Source organism: Paenarthrobacter sp. CM16, assembly GCF_013179505.1.
Lineage (GTDB): Bacteria > Actinomycetota > Actinomycetes > Actinomycetales > Micrococcaceae > Arthrobacter.
The window spans coordinates 1-19,563 of sequence record NZ_JABMCX010000056.1 but is presented as its reverse complement, the minus strand read 5'-3'; the positions used below and the strand labels follow the sequence as shown (position 1 = coordinate 19,563).

Annotated in this window: 16 protein-coding genes; 4 read left to right on the top strand and 12 right to left on the bottom strand. The window is 62.7% G+C overall.

From position 1 onward, the window contains the following. From glpK to HP499_RS07100, 3 genes are all read right to left on the bottom strand, one after another. The coding region (glpK, locus tag HP499_RS07110) for a glycerol kinase GlpK (protein ID WP_172323260.1) at positions 1 to 1,248 on the bottom strand (1,248 nt) is incomplete at its 3' end. An 81-nt stretch (positions 1,249 to 1,329) separates the two neighbouring features. Then, the gene (locus HP499_RS07105) at positions 1,330 to 2,082 is read right to left on the bottom strand and encodes an MIP/aquaporin family protein (protein WP_172323258.1); all 753 of its coding nucleotides are present in this window, start codon (positions 2,080 to 2,082) and stop codon (positions 1,330 to 1,332) included. Positions 2,083 to 2,254: 172 nt separating this feature from the next. Further along, positions 2,255 to 4,036 carry a glycerol-3-phosphate dehydrogenase/oxidase gene (locus tag HP499_RS07100; RefSeq protein ID WP_172323256.1) on the bottom strand — a complete coding sequence of 594 codons (1,782 nt, stop codon included), beginning with the start codon at positions 4,034 to 4,036 and terminating at the stop codon, positions 2,255 to 2,257. A 122-nt stretch (positions 4,037 to 4,158) separates the two neighbouring features. Here HP499_RS07100 and HP499_RS07095 point away from each other — a divergent pair, with 122 nt between their 5' ends. From HP499_RS07095 to HP499_RS07080, 4 genes are read left to right on the top strand one after another with little or no spacing between them, the layout of a single operon-like run. After that, positions 4,159 to 5,121, top strand: coding sequence for a sugar-binding transcriptional regulator (locus tag HP499_RS07095; RefSeq protein ID WP_172323254.1), 963 nt, complete (start codon positions 4,159 to 4,161; stop codon positions 5,119 to 5,121). 34 nt (positions 5,122 to 5,155) lie between these two features. After that, on the top strand, positions 5,156 to 6,052 hold the full coding sequence (locus HP499_RS07090; protein ID WP_305849735.1) for an aldo/keto reductase: 897 nt from the start codon (positions 5,156 to 5,158) through the stop codon (positions 6,050 to 6,052). A gap of 10 nt (positions 6,053 to 6,062) precedes the next feature. After that, the gene (locus HP499_RS07085; protein WP_172323250.1) at positions 6,063 to 7,007 is read left to right on the top strand and encodes an alpha/beta fold hydrolase; all 945 of its coding nucleotides are present in this window, start codon (positions 6,063 to 6,065) and stop codon (positions 7,005 to 7,007) included. Continuing rightward, complete coding sequence (locus HP499_RS07080; protein WP_172323248.1) at positions 7,004 to 8,086, top strand: glycosyltransferase family 1 protein; 1,083 nt, start codon at positions 7,004 to 7,006, stop codon at positions 8,084 to 8,086. The genes HP499_RS07085 and HP499_RS07080 overlap by 4 nt, the downstream gene beginning before the upstream one ends. Positions 8,087 to 8,104: 18 nt before the next feature. On the opposite strand, the gene HP499_RS07075 is transcribed toward HP499_RS07080, so the two are convergent. From HP499_RS07075 to carA, 9 genes are all read right to left on the bottom strand, one after another. Then, a complete protein-coding gene (locus tag HP499_RS07075; RefSeq protein ID WP_172323246.1) occupies positions 8,105 to 10,195 on the bottom strand; it encodes a primosomal protein N' in 2,091 nt (696 codons plus the stop codon). Between the two features lie 158 nt (positions 10,196 to 10,353). Further along, positions 10,354 to 11,583, bottom strand: a complete 1,230-nt coding sequence (gene metK, locus HP499_RS07070; protein WP_172323244.1) for a methionine adenosyltransferase — start codon at positions 11,581 to 11,583, stop codon at positions 10,354 to 10,356. A 76-nt stretch (positions 11,584 to 11,659) separates the two neighbouring features. Then, complete coding sequence (gene coaBC / locus HP499_RS07065) at positions 11,660 to 12,910, bottom strand: bifunctional phosphopantothenoylcysteine decarboxylase/phosphopantothenate--cysteine ligase CoaBC (RefSeq protein WP_172323242.1); 1,251 nt, start codon at positions 12,908 to 12,910, stop codon at positions 11,660 to 11,662. A 27-nt stretch (positions 12,911 to 12,937) separates the two neighbouring features. Then, positions 12,938 to 13,198 carry a DNA-directed RNA polymerase subunit omega gene (gene rpoZ, locus HP499_RS07060; RefSeq protein WP_011774945.1) on the bottom strand — a complete coding sequence of 87 codons (261 nt, stop codon included), beginning with the start codon at positions 13,196 to 13,198 and terminating at the stop codon, positions 12,938 to 12,940. A 39-nt stretch (positions 13,199 to 13,237) separates the two neighbouring features. Beyond that, a complete protein-coding gene (gmk, locus tag HP499_RS07055; RefSeq protein ID WP_172323240.1) occupies positions 13,238 to 13,810 on the bottom strand; it encodes a guanylate kinase in 573 nt (190 codons plus the stop codon). A 21-nt stretch (positions 13,811 to 13,831) separates the two neighbouring features. After that, positions 13,832 to 14,158 carry an integration host factor, actinobacterial type gene (gene mihF, locus HP499_RS07050; protein WP_172323238.1) on the bottom strand — a complete coding sequence of 109 codons (327 nt, stop codon included), beginning with the start codon at positions 14,156 to 14,158 and terminating at the stop codon, positions 13,832 to 13,834. Positions 14,159 to 14,255: 97 nt separating this feature from the next. Further along, positions 14,256 to 15,131, bottom strand: coding sequence for an orotidine-5'-phosphate decarboxylase (gene pyrF / locus HP499_RS07045; protein WP_172323236.1), 876 nt, complete (start codon positions 15,129 to 15,131; stop codon positions 14,256 to 14,258). After that, positions 15,124 to 18,432, bottom strand: coding sequence for a carbamoyl-phosphate synthase large subunit (carB, locus tag HP499_RS07040; protein WP_172323234.1), 3,309 nt, complete (start codon positions 18,430 to 18,432; stop codon positions 15,124 to 15,126). The genes pyrF and carB overlap by 8 nt, the downstream gene beginning before the upstream one ends. Further along, positions 18,432 to 19,563: glutamine-hydrolyzing carbamoyl-phosphate synthase small subunit (carA, locus tag HP499_RS07035; protein ID WP_172323232.1), on the bottom strand; the 1,132-nt coding region annotated here is incomplete at its 5' end. The genes carA and carB, both read right to left, overlap by 1 nt.

Sequence of the window (19,563 nt, the reverse complement as noted above, 5' to 3'; positions counted from 1 at the left end):
GGCGACCATTCCGCCGTCGACCTTCAACTCGGTAAGGGGTACGCCGGAGTCCGCGTTGACAGCGTCCAGGACCTCGCGGGTTTGGAAGGCAGTTGCTTCCAGCGCCGCACGGGCAATGTGTCCCTTGTTGGCGAAGCGCGTGAGCCCGACGATCGCACCGCGGGCATCTGCGCGCCAGTAGGGTGCGAAGAGGCCGGAGAAGGCGGGGACGATGTAGACGCCACCGTTGTCCTTGACACCGGCAGCCAACTCCTCAACTTCCGGAGCGGAACTGATCATGCCCAGGTTGTCGCGGAGCCACTGGATCAAGGAACCGGTAACAGCGATGGAACCTTCCAGCGCGTAGTGCGGCTTGGCGTCGCCCAGCTTGTATCCCAGCGTGGTGAGGAGGCCGTTCTTGGAGTGAACAATTTCCTCACCTGTGTTGAAGATCAGGAAGCAACCCGTCCCGTAGGTGTTTTTCGCTTCGCCGGGCTGGAATGCCGCCTGGCCGAAGGTGGCTGCCTGCTGGTCGCCCAGGATACCGGCAACCGGAGTTTCGCGGAGAAGCTGGGAGGTGTGGACCTGGCCATAGACCTCGGAAGAGGACTTAATGGTGGGCATCATGGAGGCCGGGACACCAAAGACGTCCAGGATTTCCTGGTCCCATTGAAGGGTTTCCAGGTCCATGAAGAGCGTACGCGATGCGTTGGTGACGTCGGTGACGTGGACGCCGCCGTCCACGCCGCCGGTCAGGTTCCACAGAACCCAGGCGTCCGTGTTACCGAAGAGGAGATCGCCGGCTTCGGCGCGTTCGCGGGCGCCATCGACGTTGTCCAGGATCCATTTGATCTTGGTCCCCGAGAAATAGGTGGCCAGTGGCAGGCCAACCTTCTGTTTGAATCGTTCGAGCCCGCCGTCCTGTGCCAGTTGGTCGACGATCGGCTGGGTACGGGTGTCCTGCCAAACGATGGCGTTGTAGACAGCTTCTCCGGTGTTCTTGTCCCACACCACAGCTGTTTCGCGCTGGTTGGTGATACCGACTGCGGCGATATCGTGCCGGGTCAGGTTCGCCTTGGACAGGGCCGAGGCAATGACCTCGCGGGTGTTGTTCCAGATTTCGGCGGGGTTGTGCTCAACCCAGCCGGCCTGCGGAAAAATCTGCTCATGCTCCATCTGGCCGGTTGAAACGATGTTGCCGGAGTGGTCGAAGACGATGGCGCGGGAGCTGGTGGTGCCCTGATCAATGGCGATGACGTATTGATTCATGGTGACGTCCTTGTCTCAGTGTTGGTCGTTGCTGGTTTCGGGGTGGTGATTGAGGGTGTGTGCGGTTGAGTGCGCGAAGGATCAGCCGGCGATCGCGGGCATGATGTCGGGAACCCACATGGCCACCAGGCCGGCAAGGGCGCCGCCGACCAGCGGTCCAACAACGGGGACCCAGGAGTAGGCCCAGTCGCTGCTTCCCTTGCCCTTGATAGGCAGAAGGGCGTGGGCGATGCGGGGGCCGAGGTCACGTGCGGGGTTGATGGCGTAGCCGGTGGGGCCACCGAGGGAAACGCCGATACCAACGACGAGCAGTGCCACAGCCAGCGGACCGAGTTGGTGGGGAGTACCGCCAAAGGTCAGGATGACGAAGACCAGGACGAACGTGCCGATGATTTCCGTGATGAGGTTCCATGGCGTGGAACGAATGGCCGGTCCGGTGGAGAAGGTGCCCAGCTTGTTCGCTGCAAGGGGCTCCTCGTCGAAGTGCTGCTTGTAGGCGAGCCAGCAAACAACGGCACCCAGGAAGGCGCCCAGCAATTCAGCGCCGAAGTAGGTCAGGGTGGAGGCGAACGTGACGGCCACATCCGGGGCGTACTCTGCCTTGCCGTTGACCAGCAGGCCCAACGTCACAGCAGGGTTCAGGTGCGCACCGGACTTTGCGGCCACGAAAACGCCCGCGAAGACCGCAATGCCCCAGCCCCACGTCACCATCAAGAATCCACCGTTGTTGCCCTTGGTGCCTTTGAGCGCAACGTTTGCCACGACGCCGCAACCCAGCAGGGTCAGCATCATGGTTCCGAATACTTCGGAAAGGAAAACAATTCCAAGAGACATCTTTGACTCCTCATTTTTCTGTTGTCAGCCTCCTCGCGGGTGAGGAGGTTGTTTGGGACGGTTCCGTTGTCTCCGGAACCGTCCCGGTGTGGTGGTCCCCTATCGGGCCCACCTACCCCGTTCCGTCCCTGCCGCACGCAGGGACGGTCAAGCTGTCGGACGCCGCTTGGCCTCAGGCTACGAGGCTGTGCACGTCAACCTTGTGGAACCGCTGCAGGACGTCCTGGGCGTGACGGATTTCTGCTTCGCGGGCAGCAGCATCCCACCCGAGCGGTTCGGCCAATGCCGCGGCTGTTTCATTGAGCAGTTCTCCGGTCACCAGGCCACGGAACGCCAGGGAGGTCCTGCGGATGAGAACATCAACCAGATGCCCGATCTGCTCGTGCTCAGCCATGAACGCCAGTTCCCGGACGCTCAGTTCACGGGTGGAACGCAAGGGCTGGTCCTGCCCTGCGTTGAGGTACTGGATCACGGCTTCAGCCCGGGTTCCGTATCGGGTCAGCAACCCGGCTACCCGGTCGGCGTCCAAGCCCGGACCCATGTGCTTCTTGATCCATTCCTGTTCACCTTGTTCAGTGGAAGGGAAACCGGCCCCGCCGCCGATGGCGAGTTTCGCCGTCGAGACTTTGCGTTCCATGCCCAGTTCGCGGAGGACGTCGTTGGTCATGTGTTCGGCCAAGGCCCGGAAAGTAGTCCATTTACCGCCCACCAAGCTCAGTACGACGGCGGCCTTACCGCCTGGTGTTGCCACCGCACCGTCACCGGTGCGGACGCTGCGTTCAATGCGGTAATCACGCGAGACAAAGCCGGGCTGGGTTTCGTCGTGGCGGGGCAACGGGCGGACGCCCGCGAAGCTGTAGACGATCTGGTCCCGCTCCACCTTGATGGTGGGGAATACGTGTCCTACCAAGTCGAAGAAGTAGTCGATCTCTTCTTCCGTGCACACGGCGTCTTCGGACATGTCCGCGTCAACGTCGGTGGTGCCCACCAGGACGCGGTCACCCATGGGGTAGATGAGGACGATGCGGCCGTCGGTGTGTTCGAAGAATATTTCGCGTCCATTGCACGCCGCGAGCAGTTCCGGGTGGTCCAAAACAATGTGTGAGCCCTTGGTGCCGCCCATGAACTTGCTGACGGCGCCCATGGCCTGGTTGGTGAGGTCCACCCAGGCGCCGGTGGTGTTCACGATGACGTCTGCCTGGAAGTCGAATTCCTTGCCGGTCAATTCATCCCGAAGCTTGACTCCGTCCGAATCCATGGAGACGAGCGAGACGTAGTTGCTGGCTCGAGCGCTCCCTCCGGGGAGTCCGGAGCCAAGGCCGGCTTTCTCGCCGTCCTGCAGGACGTCGAGGGTCAGGCGCTCCGGGTTGTGCACGGAAGCATCAAAGTACGTAGCGGCGTACTTGATACCTGAGTGGAGCTTGGGAAGCTCGGCCAGGGCTTTCGTCCGGCCGCGGAACTGGTGGCGGGGTACGCTGCCGCCATCGCGGGAGAAGAAGTCATACATGCTCAGGCCCACCTTGATGAGGAACGCACCGCGCTCCTTGGGCTTGCCCTGCTTGTGGGTCAGGAAGCGCATGGGGGCGGACAGAATGCCTGAGAACGTGCTGAAAATCGGGATGGTGGTCTGCAGCGGCTTGACGTAGTGCGGGGCAATACGCAGGAGCCTGTTGCGCTCAACCACGGATTCCTGGACCAGGCGGAACTCGCCGTTTTCGAGGTAGCGGATGCCACCGTGGATCATGTGGGAGGACGCGCCACTGGCACCTTGGCAGTAGTCACCTCGTTCAACAAGTGCGACGTCGACCCCTTGAAGGGCCAGATCGCGGAACGTTCCGACACCATTAATGCCACCGCCGATGATGAGTACCTTGGCCGAAGGCCGCTCCTGCAGTGCAACGACGGAGTCGCGCTGTGCGTGCTGTGAGGTACCGGAAATCTTGTTGTGTCCCAAAACTGCTCCCTTGGGCTTGGTTCGTGCGCCGCGCCACTCGCTGCTGCACCGTTCACCACTAATCTTGCGAAGGTGGAAAATGGAGTCAAGCTATTTGCACAAACGTGCAGTAAGGAAATGAGATGGCACGATCACGTCACTCGGATGCGCTCCGGGCTGCACAGATGTATTACTTGCAGGACCTGACCATGGATGCGATTGCACGCGAGTTGCGAACGTCCCGGTCCACCGTGTCCCGGCTCCTGTCTTCGGCCCGCGAAACCGGCTTGGTCCAGGTTCAGATTCGGAGCCCTTTCGACACCGGCCCCGAGTTGGAAAGCCAGATCCGCAACCAGTACGGAGTGGATGTCCACGTGGTTCCAGTGCTGGATACGCTCAACGAAGCGGAGACTCTGGACCGCGTCGCCATGCAAGCTGCACGGACAATAGGACCGTTGGTGGACTCCAATGCCATCATCGGCGTGGCATGGGGTGCGACGCTGAGCGCAGTCAGCCGCCACCTCACCCGCAAAGTGACGCACGACAGCATCGTGGTCCAACTCAACGGTGCTGGAAACATGCAAACCACCGGCATCACCTATGCCAGCGACATCATGCGCCGCTTCGGCAGCGCCTACGGCGCCCGCGTGGAACAGTTTCCCGTCCCGGCGTTCTTTGATCACGCATCCACCAAAACGGCCATGTGGAATGAGCGCAGCGTTCAACGCATCCTCGATTTACAAGCGCGTATGAGCATTGCCATCTTTGGCGTCGGGTCGGTCGATTCGGACTACCCGAGCCACGTTTATGCCGGCGGTTACCTCGATGAACACGACCTCACCATGCTGGCCGCCGATGATGTGGTGGGCGACGTCGCCACGGTCTTTTTCCGCAGCGACGGGTCCTCGGACGGCATTACCCTCAACGCGAGGTCCACTGGCCCCAGCCATGAGCAGTTGCGGCAGGTCAGGCGCCGGATCTGCGTGGTCTCCGGGGCCTCCAAAATCAATGGCCTCCAAGGGGCTTTGGCCGCTGGACTGGCCACGGACCTCATCCTGGACGAAGCCTCAGCCAGACGCCTGGTGAGTTTCAACGGCCATTCCTGAAGCAATCGTGCAAGGAATGGGTAGAGTCGTTGCTATGAGATCCCCCTCCAAGCTGACATCGAACCGGCTGGCATTGAACAACGGCGTACAGATGGACCGCCTGGGGTTCGGACTCTACAAAGTGCCCGCTAAAGACGCCGAAGCTTTGGTTTCCACGGCCCTGGGTGAGGGCTACCGCCGATTCGATACCGCCGCGATGTACGGCAACGAAGCGGGAGTGGGCCGTGCTCTGGGCGGCGCCATCGGTGATGCCGCGGAGGCCAACAGAGGCACCGGCGGCTCCGGCGAGTCGGTGCACGCACTGGCACGCGAGGACGTCTTCGTCACCACCAAGGTATGGAACGATGACCAGGGCTACGATGCGACAGTGCGGGCCTTCAACACCTCCATAGCGAATCTTGGCCTCGATTACGTGGACCTCTACCTCATCCATTGGCCGTGCGCCGGGCGCGGGCTCTTTGCAGAGACGTACAAGGCCATGGAGACGCTTTACCGCGAAGGAAAAGTGCGGGCCATTGGAGTGTCCAACTTCCAACCGGCACACCTCGACGAGCTCATGCAAAAAGCAGAGGTTGTGCCCGCCGTGAACCAGATCGAACTGCACCCGTGGCTGCAGCAGGCCAGGCTGCGGACTTTGCACGAGCAACTCGGAATCCGCACAGAGGCCTGGAGTCCCCTGGGCCGGGGGCAAGTGTTGTCAGATCCTGCCATTATTTCCCTGGCGGAAAAGTACGGCCGAACCCCTGCCCAAGTGATTCTCCGCTGGCATCTTCAAGTGGGGAACCTGGTCATCCCGAAGGCAAGCTCGGCCGGACGGATCAAGGAGAACCTTGCAGTGTTCGATTTTGAACTGGAAGCACCGGACATGGACGGCATCGCCGGGCTGGAGCGCCACCATCGAACGGGTTCGCACCCGGACAACGTGAACTAGGAACAGCTACATGGCAAAAGTGGACACCGCAAAATCCTCGGACGGGACCCAAGCCCCCGGCGATTTCTTCAGCGCAGCCCTGCCGGGACGGACCGTCGCTTCCGAGGTGGAAGTCGATGGCAGCAAAGTGGCGTTTTGGACCTACGAACCGGTTACCGTCAGCCCGGCGACGCGCACCATCCTGGTCATCCACGGCTTCCGGGGAGACCACCATGGGTTGCTGCGTGTAGCCGACCAACTGCCCGAAATGCGGATCATCATGCCGGATTTGCCGGCCTTCGGAAGCTCGGAACCTTTCCTTGAAGATGAACACAGCGTTGAGCGCTATGGGAAGTTCATCTCCGGTTTCATGGCTGCCCTCGCGTTGGACGAGAAGACTGTCCTGCTGGGCCACTCCTTCGGATCGATCGTCGCCAGCCACTTCGTGGCCGCGAATCCCGGTGCTGTCCATCCGCTGATCCTGATCAACCCCATTGCCGCACCCGCATTGGAGGGCCCCAAGGGCATCATGACCAAACTTGCGGTGCTGTACTACCAGGCGTCCGCCAAGCTTCCAGCCCAACTGGGACTGGCCATTCTTCGGAATCGGGTGATCGTTCGCGTCATGAGCATCACCATGGCCAAAACCAAGGACAAGGGCCTACGCCGTTTCATCCACGGCCAGCACGATGCCTACTTCAGTGCCTTCGCGGACAGGAAAAGCCTGCTCGAGTCATTCAAAGCCTCCGTTTCAGGCAACGTGGCCGAGGTGGCCGAGCAGCTCACTCTCCCCGTGCTGCTGGTCGCCGGCGAGAAAGATGAGATCGCCACCTTGCCCAACCAGCACAAACTCATGAAGCGGCTCCCTGACGCCAAGCTGGAAGTGATTCCCGACGTCGGGCATCTTATCCACTACGAGACGCCGGTCCCGGCCGCCGCAGCCATTCAGAAATTCCTGGAGGAACATCCCGCGTGAAAATTGTCATCGACGCCCGCTTTACCCGAACGGACCACCACGATGGCATCAGCCGCTACGGTTCAAGCCTCATAGCCGCAACGTCCAAAATAGCGGACGTCACCATGCTCATCAGTGACAAACGTCAACTGGCCCTCCTGCCCGACGTCCCGTACGTGATGATCAACAGCCCGTTGTCTCCCCTGGAATTGTTCGTCGCCCGTAAGGTCAACCCCCTTGGCGCCGACGTGGTGGTGTGCCCCATGCAGACCATGGGCACCTTTGGGCGCCGTTACGGACTGGTCCTTACCCTCCACGACCTCATCTACTACGAACACCCGACTCCCCCGGGATTCCTCCCCGCACCGGTACGCGTGCTCTGGAGGCTTTACCACAAGGCGTTCTGGCCCCAGCGGCTCCTGTTGAACCGAGCGGACATTGTGGCCACCATCAGCAGCACCACAGAGGCCCTCATGGCCAAGTACGCCCTGACAAAACGACCCGTTCGGATTGTGGGTAACGCCCCGCAGCCCGGACAAAAACCCCGTGACCCCGAAGCCGGAGCCGACAAAACACTTCTCTACATGGGTTCATTCATGCCGTACAAGAACGTGGAAACCATGATCCGGGGCATGGCCGGACTGGACGATTACACCCTGCATCTGCTTAGCCGGGTCACTCCCCAGCGGAAGGCTGAATTGGAGGCGATGGTGCCGGCGGGAGCCAAAGTCCTGTTCCACAACGGCGTCACAGACGCCGAGTACGACGAACTCCTGCTGCGGGCCACCGCACTGATCAGCCTTTCGCGGGCAGAGGGGTACGGTTTGCCGTTGGTGGAGGCCATGGCTTTGGGAACGCCGGTCATAGCCAGCGACATCCCCATCTTCCGGGAAGTCGGTGGTGACGCCGTCAGTTACGTGGACCCTGAGTCGCCCACGGATTTCGCCGCTGCTGTGACTGGCCTGGGCGAGACCTCCCTCTGGCAGCAACGCTCCCGCCGGTCCGTGGAACGGGCTGCACAATTCAACTGGGATGAATCGGCACGGCAGCTCCTGTCCGCGGCGGAAGAAGTCGTGGCCAGCCGTCAAAAACGGAAATAGCCAAGGGCACAGCGGGCGTTACAGGACATCGACTCCATCCAAACGCAGCTGCACCGGGCCCGAGGTGCGTTTGGCTGCGCTGGCTACCTTCACGGCCCGCATGGCACGGGTTGCCTCCGCGGCGTCTGCGTAAGGAATGAAGTAAAGTGTCCGGACGTCGGCATCTGCCTCATTGACACTGGATGGGGCGCCTGAGGACATCAACATCGGGGCAGGCCCGGCACTGCGGAGTTTCTTGCCCGGTGCGGTACTTGCCTCGAACGCTTCGGCGAAATGCACGACGTCGGCCCTTGCCCCGGTAAGCGAGGCCACCCGGACCGCCGGGGGCAGTTGCAGTTCCCTCCGGAGCGCCAGTTCACGTGAGGCGTAGCCGGAGGCATCCCATCTCAGGAGGGCTCCCGTCGCGGCGGTATCGTCAGCGGTAATCACCACGAGTCCGCCTTGCCTGGCCGGCTTCACAAGGGACGCGGCGTTGAACCATCGGCGGACGGTATCCTCCCCCGCCCGCAGGTTCTCCCGCCGGAGCAACGAGTTGCCGTCCAACAGAAGTGCCGCTGCATAGCCGTTGGGCGCAATCGGTTCGGCGCCCACAGTGGCCACCACCAAGGCAGGAGCATCCGGCACCGTTGCCTTGATGTGTTCGCCCGAGGATGTCACCACGGGCTTACCGGGAAAGGCCCGGCCCAGTTCCTCGGCGGTCCGCATGACACCTGCGGCCCCCCGGCGCAGCCGGGTCCCGCTGCAGTGCGTGCAACGCCACTGCGGAGCCGGGGTGGAGCACCACTTGCAGGCTGGTACGGCTGTGCCGCTGGATACAGCCAGCGGCCCCTGGCAGGCGTTGCAACGTGCCAGTTCGCGGCAGGACTCACACACCAAGGAGGGGGCATAGCCCGCCCGCGCAACCTGCACCAGGACCGGGCCACGTTCCAAACCTTCCTTGGCCGCGCGCCATGCAGCCCCCGGCAAACGGGCGATCCTGGCCAAGGGGTCCCGCTCCTGCTCAAAACTGTCGGCGGTGTTCAGAACCCGCGGAACCGTGGCGCGGACAATACTGCGCGGCGCTTCGATGCCGACAGCCCACTGCATCTCCACAAGGCGTTGGAGCTCGGTGCTGCGGCTGTGTGAAGCCATCAGGCAGGCCGCATTGGCCTGCTCCGCACGCAGCAGGAGGACTTCCCGGGTATGCGCGTAAGGCGCCCGTTGTTCGATGTGGAGGTCATCGCCGTCGTCCCAACAGACCACCAGGCCAAGGTTTTGGACGGGCGCATAAGCCGCTGAGCGGGTTCCAACGGCAACCCCGGCAGACCCGCTCAACAGCCGCAGGAAGTTCCTGTAGCGGGGAGTCTGACCGTCATCGGCGGTAAGCCTGGCAACATCGGACGATGGCAGGACGTTGGCAAGAGCCGTCTCCACCTGCTCGAGATCCCGGTAGTCGGGCACCACCACCACTGCCCCACGTCCCGATGACCTGACCGTGGCAACAGCTGAAGCCACCAATGCCGCCCAGCCGCCGGGACCGAAACCCTGAAGGGCAGCCAGGACGGCCTTCGGGGAACCCCCGCTGGCCAGATGCTGCAGGTAAGAGGCTCCATTGGAGTACGTGGCCCAAGCATGGGCATCCGGCAGGGGCTTGAGTTCACGGACGCCGGCGTCCAGATCCCCGGCCAGCAATTCCTTCTCCACTTTGGCAACCCTGGGCGGGATCGCCGTCCGCAGGACGTCGCTGAGCGTACCGGCGTATCGGGCAGCGACCGTACCAGCCAATTCGATGACCGCCGGGGTCAACACCGCAACCGGCGATACCACCTTGTGCAGGGTACTCAGGGGTGAGGAAGCATCAGAGTCTGCACGCCGTTCGATGATGTATCCGTTGAGTTCCTGGCCGTTGAATTTCACCTTCACCCGGACGCCGGGCAAAGCAACCTCGCTCAATTCAGCCGGAACGCTGTAATCGAAGGGTCTGTCCAGATGGGGCAGTGATGATTCAAGTACCACCCGCGCCACGGGATCGACCGGGGCAAGGGGTGGACCGTCAACCGGCGTGCGATCCGGAAAACCTTGCAGCAACGAGGGCTGTAGCAGCGACGGCCGGGCCTCGCTTCCTGCCATTCACTTCACCTCCGACTCGTAGCGTCCACTCTTAACCCGAGATGCCCGCAACGGGATTAACCACGCTGCGGGCATCTCCGGCACCAGCCAATCACGGACCTCTGACAAAACAGCAACGTCCGGGATGATGACTCCGGTGCCGGCCGGTCTTCCAAGAATCAAGCGTTGAAGTATTCCTTCAGGTCCGCCACCCGGTCCAGCCGTTCCCACGTGAAGTCAGGTTCGTCACGGCCGAAGTGTCCATGGGCCGCAGTCTTGGCATAGATGGGCCGCTTAAGGTCCAAAGCATCGATGATGGCGCGGGGACGCAGGTCAAAGAGTTCGTCGATCGCCTCGCTGATACGGGCCGGGTCCACGGTCTCCGTGCCAAAGGTTTCGACGTAGGTTCCCACCGGACGAGCCTGCCCGATGGCGTACGCAATCTGGATTTCAGCACGCTTGGCAAGTCCTGCAGCCACCACGTTCTTGGCAACCCAGCGCATGGCGTACGCCGCAGAACGGTCAACCTTGGAGGGATCCTTGCCCGAGAACGCACCACCGCCGTGGCGGGAGAATCCGCCGTAAGTGTCCACGATGATCTTGCGCCCGGTCAGTCCGGCGTCGCCCACCGGGCCGCCGATGACGAACGCACCGGCAGGGTTCAGGATGTTTGCCGTACGCGACAGATCAAGGTTTGACGCCGCCAGGACAGGGTCGATGACGTAGCTGGCGAGGTCGGCGCGAAGCTGCTCAAGGCTCGCCTCTTCAGCGTGCTGGCTCGAGATGACTACGGTTTCCACCGAAACCGGTCGGTCGCCGTCGTAGCCTACTGTGACCTGGGTCTTGCCGTCCGGGCGGAGGTAAGCCAGTTCGCCGTTCTTGCGGACTTCCGTAAGGCGCTCAGACAGGCGGTGGGCAAGCCAGATGGGCGTGGGCATGTAGGATGCAGTTTCGTCGCTGGCATAGCCGAACATGATGCCTTGGTCGCCTGCGCCTTGGAGGTCGTAATCGTCCTCCTGGCGGCCTTCGCGAGCCTCCAGCGAGTTGAAGACACCACCGGCGATGTCGTTGGACTGTTGGCCGATGGACACCGAGACACCACAGCGGGCTCCGTCGAAGCCATTGGCGGAAGAGTCGTATCCAATGCCGAGGATGGTCTCACGCACAATCTGCGGGATCTCAACGTAAGCGTCGGTAGTGACCTCACCAGCGACGTGCACCAGGCCGGTAGTGGCCATGGTTTCAACGGCCACGCGGGACTCAGGATCGGCGGCCAGCAGCGCATCAAGGATGGAGTCGCTGATTTGGTCGCAAATTTTGTCCGGGTGTCCTTCAGTGACCGACTCTGAAGTGAAGAGCCGGAGCTTGGACGGGGTGCCATGGTGTTCATGGTGCAGCGGTAAAGTCACTCGACCACCTTACTGGGTTGCGGGACGGCGGCATCTGCCCTGTGTCCCTTTGCTAAGAATTCGGGTGTGGCCTCAGTTACACAGCCGGAAAGACCCGCGCGAGCTCGGCACCCACGCGATCAATCACAGCAGCAGCAACATCGGCCTTGGAGCCTGCAGCCGACTGCGGTTCGGCACCGTGACCCGAGAGAATCACCACGGAATTCTCATCCTGGCCGAACACGCGTCCAATGCCCACCTGGTTAACCACCAAGAGATCGCAGCCCTTGCGTTTGAGCTTGGCCGTGGCATGTTCCAGGACGTCGCCTTGGGCGTCGCCCGTTTCGGCCGCAAAGCCGACGATCAGCTGCCGGCCGCCCTCGGAATTGCGGCGTTCCACAAGTTCATGCAGGATGTCCGGATTGCGGATCAAGCGCACAACCGGCGCGTCTTCGCCGTCGACCTTTTTGATCTTGGTGTCCGAGACCTCTGCCGGACGGAAGTCCGCCACGGCCGCAGCCATGATGACGACGTCGGACTCCACTGCCGCTTTCAGCGCAGCCTCGCGCAGTTCCAACGCTGATTCAACACGAACAAGCTCGACCCCGGCGGGCGGCTCGACGTCCATGTGCGCGGCAAGGAACCGAACAGTTGCCCCCGCAGCCAAGGCTGCTGCAGCCAGGGCTGTCCCCTGCTTGCCGGATGACCGGTTGCCCAGGAAGCGGACAGGGTCCAGGGCCTCCCTGGTACCACCGGCGGAAATCGTCACGGTCCGTCCTGCCAGCGGCAGCTCTGCGGAAGGGGATGCGCCGGCATCATCCGGGGCCTGAACCAAAGCAATGGCCGCGGCGAAAATCGCCTCGGGCTCAGGCAGGCGCCCGGGGCCCGAATCTGATCCGGTCAGACGGCCAGAGGCTGGTTCCAGCACTGTCACGCCACGGCTGCGCAGCGTCTCCACGTTGGCCTGCGTGGCCGCATGTTGCCACATTTCAGTATGCATCGCAGGAGCAAACAGCACCGGGCCGTGGGCCATAAGCAGCGTATTGGTCAGGAGGTCGCCCGCTTGCCCGGTTGCGGCTTTGGCCAAGAGATCGGCCGTGGCAGGAGCAACCACGATCAGGTCCGCCTCATGTCCCAAACGGACATGGTTGACCTTCTCAACGTCATCAAAGACGCTGTTGCTCACAGGGTTGCCGGAGAGTGCTTCCCACGTGGCCACTCCGACGAATCGGGTTGCGGCTTCCGTGGGAATGACCGTCACCTTGTGACCGGCTTCAGTAAAAAGCCGGAGGAGCGATGCAACCTTGTAGGCTGCGATCCCTCCCCCGACTCCGAGGACTATGCGCACGTGACCTCCGTCAACAGGCAGTCAGTGTTATTCGGTGGGCTCGATCGGCGTGGAGACCAGGAGGCCTTCGTTGATCTCGCGCAGGGCAATCGACAGCGACTTCTCGTTCAGCTTGGTGTCGACCAACGGTCCGACGTACTCGAACAGGCCCTCGTGCAGCTGAGCGTAGTAGGCATTGATCTGGCGGGCGCGCTTAGCGCCGAAGATGACAAGGCCGTACTTGGAATCAGCAGCCTCAAGCAGCGAATCGATCGGCGGGTTGATGATGCCTTCAAGGTTCGTGGACACGAATTCTCCAAATTTTAGCGGGCCAACAAATGCAAGCGCTTAGCGCTGGTGCGGGGTAAGCCCCATGAGTGAAACAAGCTCGTCCGCTGCCCGGCGAACGTCGTCATTGATGACGGTGTGGTCAAACTCCGGTTCAGCAGCAAGTTCCAGTTTAGCGGTTTCCAGCCTGCGCTGCTGTTCCTCGGGAGTTTCCGTGCCGCGGCCCACCAGACGGCGGACCATTTCATCCCAGGTGGGCGGAGCCAGGAACACAAAATTCGCGTCCGGAACAGCCTCCTTGACCTGGCGTGCGCCCTGCAGGTCGATCTCCAGGAGCACCGACTTCCCTTCCGCGATGGCGGCGTTGACAGTGCTCCGGAGCGTTCCGTAACGGTTCTGCCCGTGCACCACGGCCCACTCCAGCAATTCACCGTCGGCCACCAGGGAGTCGAACTCTTCGGCGGTCTTGAAGAAGTAGTGGACGCCATCCTGTTCACCCGGGCGCGCGGCCCGGGTGGTTGCCGAGACTGAGAGCCAGACCTCCGGATAGTTGTCCCTGATGTAAGTGGATACGGTTCCCTTGCCAACGGCAGTGGGGCCTGCAAGGACAGTCAGTCCGGGTTTCTTGCTCACGGATTCCTTCGGGGAGATGCGTCAAACGCTTTGCTGGGTATCCATAAAATCTACCAGCGCCCGGGCCTGGTGAATGCCCAGGCCCCTGATGCGCCGGGATCCGGCGATTCCGATCTCCGCCATGATCCCGGCAGCCCTGACGGGCCCAATGCCCGGCAGGGCCTCCAGGAGTTCCACCACACGCATTCGCGCAATTGCCTCGTCCGTAGCACCGGAGGAGATCAGCTCCGCAATGCTCACCTCGCCGCGCTTGAGCCTCTCCTTGGCGGCGGCACGCACTGCCCTGGCCTTGGCGGCCTTCTCCAGCGCATCGGAACGCTCCTGTGGTGTCAGCTCTTTAAGGCCCACTGCCAAACCCCTGTCAGATCGCGATTGTGATCCAGATCACGCGGACTGATCCTGAACCTACCGGCAGGGGCGCGCTTGCGCAATGAGGGTGGGCAACTTAGTCTTCGCGCAGCCCGGCCAGTGTTTCCTCGGTTGCGGAGCGAAGTGCCGCCAACGATGGACCCGCGGCCAGGATCCCACGGCTGGAGGTGGCCAGCACCGTGGGATAGGCAGCACCGAACGTCGTCCGAAGGTCAGCAGGAGTAGCACCCTGGGCACCAAGCCCGGGAGCCAGGATGGCACCGCGCACCGGTCCAAGATCGATATCCAAGTCATCCAATGCAGAACCGATGGTGGCCCCCACCACCAGGCCAACAGAACCAAGGGCCCCGCTGTAACGCTGATTCTCCGCGGCGGCTGCAGCGGCAATCCTGCGGGCCACCGAATCCCTTCCGCCAACGTGCTGGACAGACTGCCCCTCAGGGTTCGATGTCAGTGCCAGCACGAACACTCCCCTGCCGTGCTGGGCAGCGAGGTCCAACGCCGGACGCAGCGACTCGAAGCCCAGATAGGGGCTCAGGGTCACGGAGTCCGCAGCCAGGGAAGAACCATCCCGCAGCCAGGCGTCCGCGTAGGCGGCCATGGTGGAGCCGATGTCGCCGCGCTTGGCGTCGGCAATGCTCAGCACGCCTGCCTCAGCGGACGCGGCCAGGGTGCGCTCCAGGACCGCCATGCCGGCGGAGCCGTGACGCTCATAGAGTGCCACCTGCGGCTTGACCGCGGCAGCGAGGGAAGCCACGGCCTCCACCACTGCCAGCGAAAAACGCTCCAGCCCTGCGGCGTCGTCGTTCAGTCCCCAATCAGCCAGCAGCTGCGGGTGCGGATCGATTCCGACGCAGAGCGGACCGCGCGCGGCCATGGCCGCAGCCAGCCGGGAGCCAAAAGACTCCCGGGCCGGCTGCTGACCCTGCCGGGATGAAGCAGACTCAGGCATTGGCTGCTTCCATTGCTGCTGAGAGGTTGGCGGCGTGCTCCTGCAGGCTCGTCACCGACCATTCATAGGTGCGCAGTGCCTCGATGGCCTGCACTGCTGCGTTGAACTCGGCCACGGTGGTGATGCAGGGAATGCCGATGGACGTTGCTGCGGCCCGGAGTTCGTATCCGTCACTGCGTGCTTCGCCGCCGGACGGAGTGTTGAAGACCATGTCGATCTCACCTGCGATCACCAGGTCAGCGATGGTGCCTTCGCCCTCGGCGCTGCTGCCTTCGGCCACCTTGCGGACCGGAGTGGCCTGGATGCCGTTGCGGCGCAGGACATCAGCGGTGCCACCGGTGGAGACGATCTCAAAGCCGAGGTCCGAGAGGCGCTTGACGCCCATGATCACCGAACGCTTATCGCGGTTGGCTACCGAAACGAAGATCTTCCCTTCGGTGGGCAGCGCGTTGTTCGCGGCGGCCTGGCTCTTGGCGAAAGCGGTGTCGAAGTGCTTGTCGATACCCATGACTTCACCGGTGGAACGCATTTCCGGGCCGAGGAGGGAGTCAACAACCTTGCCTTCAGGGGTGCGGAAGCGGCTGAACGGAAGGACGGCTTCCTTCACGGCGACCGGGGCATCCAAAGGCAGGGTGCTGCCATCTCCGGTTTCCGGCAGCATCTTGTAGGCGCCGCGAAGCTGGTTGATGGTCACGCCCGTACCGATCAAGGCTGCCGCCTTGGCCATCTGCACACCCGTTGCCTTGGAGACGAACGGAACCGTGCGGGAAGCACGCGGGTTGGCTTCAAGCACGTACAGGACGTCGGAGGCCAGCGCGAACTGGATGTTGATCAAGCCCCGGACGCCCACGCCTTCGGCGATGGCCCGGGTTGCCGTGCGCACGCGCTCGATCACGTTGTTGCCCAGGGTAATGGGAGGAAGGACGCACGCGGAGTCGCCGGAGTGGATGCCGGCTTCTTCGATGTGTTCCATGATGCCGCCGAGGTACATGTCAGTGCCGTCGAAGAGCGCGTCAACGTCGATCTCGACGGCGTCCTCAAGGAAGCGGTCAATCAACACCGGGTGGTCCGGGGTGATCTCCGTGGCATTGGCGATATAGCGGGAAAGGTTCGCTTCGTCATAGACGATCTCCATGCCACGGCCGCCCAGAACGTAGGACGGGCGGACCAGCACGGGGTAACCGATCTCATCGGCGATCTTCTTGGCATCTTCGAAGGAAACGGCGGTGCCGTTCTTCGGGGAGGTCAGGCCGGCTTCATCCAGGACGCGGGCAAAGGCGCCGCGGTGCTCGGCGAGGTCGATCGCTTCCGGAGACGTGCCCAGGATGGGAACGCCGGCGTCGGCGAGCTGCTGCGCCAGCTTCAGCGGAGTCTGGCCACCGAGCTGGACGAAGACACCCATGACGCCACCGGTGCGCTCCTCCGCGGCGATGACCTCGAGGACGTCCTCAAGGGTCAACGGCTCGAAGTAAAGGCGCGTGGAAACGTCGTAGTCCGTGGAGACGGTCTCGGGGTTGCAGTTGACCATGACGGTCTCGTAACCGGCCTTGCGCAGCGCCATGGAGGCGTGGACGCAGGAGTAATCGAATTCGATGCCCTGGCCGATGCGGTTCGGTCCTGAGCCCAGGATGATGACCGAGGGCTTGGCGTGCAGGCCTACTTCGTCTTCCTCGTCATAGGAGGAGTAGTGGTAAGGGGTGTACGCGGCGAATTCCGCGGCACAGGTATCCACCGTCTTGTAGACCGGACGGATGCCCAGCGCCTGGCGGACGCCCCGGACCACGGCCTCGTTGTTGTGCGTCAAGGCACCGATTTGCTCGTCTGAGAAGCCGTGGCGCTTGGCATTGCGCAGCATTTCTTCGGTGAGCACGCCGGCCTTGCGGATCTCCTGCGCGGTCTCGTTAAGGAGTTGGAGCTGGTCCAGGAACCAGGGGTCGATCTTGGTGGCTTCGAAGAGGTCTTCCACCGTGGCTCCGCCCAGGAGCGCGCGCTGTACTTGGTGCAGGCGGTCCGTGGTGGGACGCTTGGCCTTCTCAATGAGCTCGGCAACCTCGTACTCCGGCACGGAGCTGAAGTCCAGCTGCGACCCCTTCTGCTCCAACGAGCGAAGGGCCTTCTGCAGGGCTTCGGTGAAGTTGCGGCCCATGGCCATGGCTTCGCCAACAGACTTCATGGTGGTGGTCAGCGTGTTGTCCGCCGCCGGGAACTTCTCGAAGGCAAAGCGCGGAACCTTGACCACGACGTAGTCCAACGTGGGCTCGAAGGAGGCAGGCGTCTTCTGCGTGATGTCGTTCGGAATCTCATCCAGGGTGTAACCGAGGGAGAGCTTGGTGGCGATCTTGGCAATGGCGAAGCCCGTGGCCTTCGATGCCAGCGCGGACGAACGGGAAACACGCGGGTTCATTTCGATGACCACTACGCGGCCCGTAGCCGGATCAATGGCGAACTGGATGTTGCAGCCGCCGGTGTCCACGCCAACTTCGCGGATCACGGCGATGGAGACATCGCGGAGCTTCTGGTATTCGCGGTCGGTGAGCGTCAGTGCCGGGGCAACAGTGATGGAGTCACCGGTGTGGACGCCCACGGGATCGAAGTTCTCGATGGAGCAGACAACAACGACGTTGTCGTTCTTGTCGCGCATCATCTCGAGCTCGTATTCCTTCCAGCCAAGGATGCTCTCTTCGAGCAGGACCTCGGTGGTGGGGCTGTACTGGAGGCCCTGGCCGACAATGCGCCGGAGGTCGCCCTCGTTGTAAGCCAGGCCTGAGCCCAGGCCACCCATGGTGAAGGACGGACGGACCACCATGGGGTAGCCGAGGTCCTCGGCAGCAGCGAAGGCCTCTTCCATGGTGTGGATGATGTGGCTTCGTGCGGACTCCGCACCGCAGCGTTCCACCACGCCCTTGAACTTCTCGCGGTCTTCACCGAGCTCAATAGCGGCAATGTTGGCGCCGATGAGTTCCACGTTGTACTTCTCCAGCACACCGTTCTTGTCCAATGCGATGGCTGTGTTCAAGGCAGTCTGGCCACCAAGGGTGGGCAGGATCGCGTCCGGACGCTCCTTGGCGATGATCTTCTCCACCACCTCGGGAGTGATGGGCTCCACATAGGTGGCATCAGCGAACTCCGGGTCCGTCATGATGGTGGCCGGGTTGGAGTTCACCAGGATGACCCGCAGGCCCTCCTCCTTCAGGACGCGAAGCGCCTGGGTACCGGAGTAGTCGAACTCGGCGGCCTGGCCGATAACGATGGGGCCGGATCCGATGACAAGGACGCTCTTGAGATCTGTACGCTTGGGCATTACTTCGTGTCCTCAGTCTTGGAGTCGGTGGAGTCGGCAGCTGTGGCCTTGGACTTGGTATCGGCCATGAGGTCGATGAAGCGGTCGAAGAGGTAGGCGGCATCGTGCGGTCCGGCTGCGGCTTCGGGGTGGTACTGGACCGAGAACGCCGGGATGTCGAGGCAGGCGAGTCCCTCGACGACGTCGTCGTTCAAGGAGACGTGGCTGACTTCCACGCGGCCGAAGCGCTCTTCCGGCGCCACAGTGGAACCGTTCAACGGGGCGTCAACGGCGAAGCCGTGGTTCTGCGAGGTGATCTCCACCTTTCCGGTCCGGCGGTCCATGACGGGCTGGTTGATGCCGCGGTGACCGTAACGGAGCTTGTAGGTGCCAAAGCCCAGGGCGCGGCCCAGGATCTGGTTGCCGAAGCAGATGCCGAAGTACGGGAGTTTCTCGTCGAGCACCGAGCGCAGCAGGGAAACCTGGTGGTCGGCTGTAGCCGGGTCCCCGGGCCCGTTGGACATGAAGAAGCCGTCCGGCTTGACCGCGTTGACGTCCTCGAGCGTGGACGTTGCAGGCAGGACGTGCACGCGCACGCCTCGTTCCGCGAAGCGCACAGGAGTCATTGCCTTGATGCCAAGGTCAACGGCCGCGATGGAGAAACGCGGCTCGCCTTCCCAGCCGTGGTCCTTGGGTTCCACAACGTAGGCCTCATCGATGGAGACTTCCTCAGCCAGCGCCGCACCTTCCATGGGCTCACTGGCCAGGACGGTCTCCAGCAACTCCTTGTCGGTGGCCTGGGCGGCCTCGCCGGAGAAAATACCCGCGCGCATGGTCTTGTGCTCGCGGAGGTGACGGGTGATGGCCCGGGTGTCTACGCCCTGGATACCAACGATCCCCTGTTCCACCAGTTCGTCATCGAGGCTGCGTTCAGAGCGCCAGTTGGAGGGGCGTCGGGCGGCGTCACGCACGATGTAACCGGCAACCCAGATACGGCGGGATTCAGCGTCTTCGCTGTTGACGCCGGTGTTGCCGATGTGCGGCGCGGTCTGGACCACCAGCTGACGTGCGTAGGAGGGGTCGGTGATGGTCTCCTGGTAGCCGGTCATGCCGGTGGCGAAGACGGCCTCACCGAGAGCGGTTCCCTGGGCT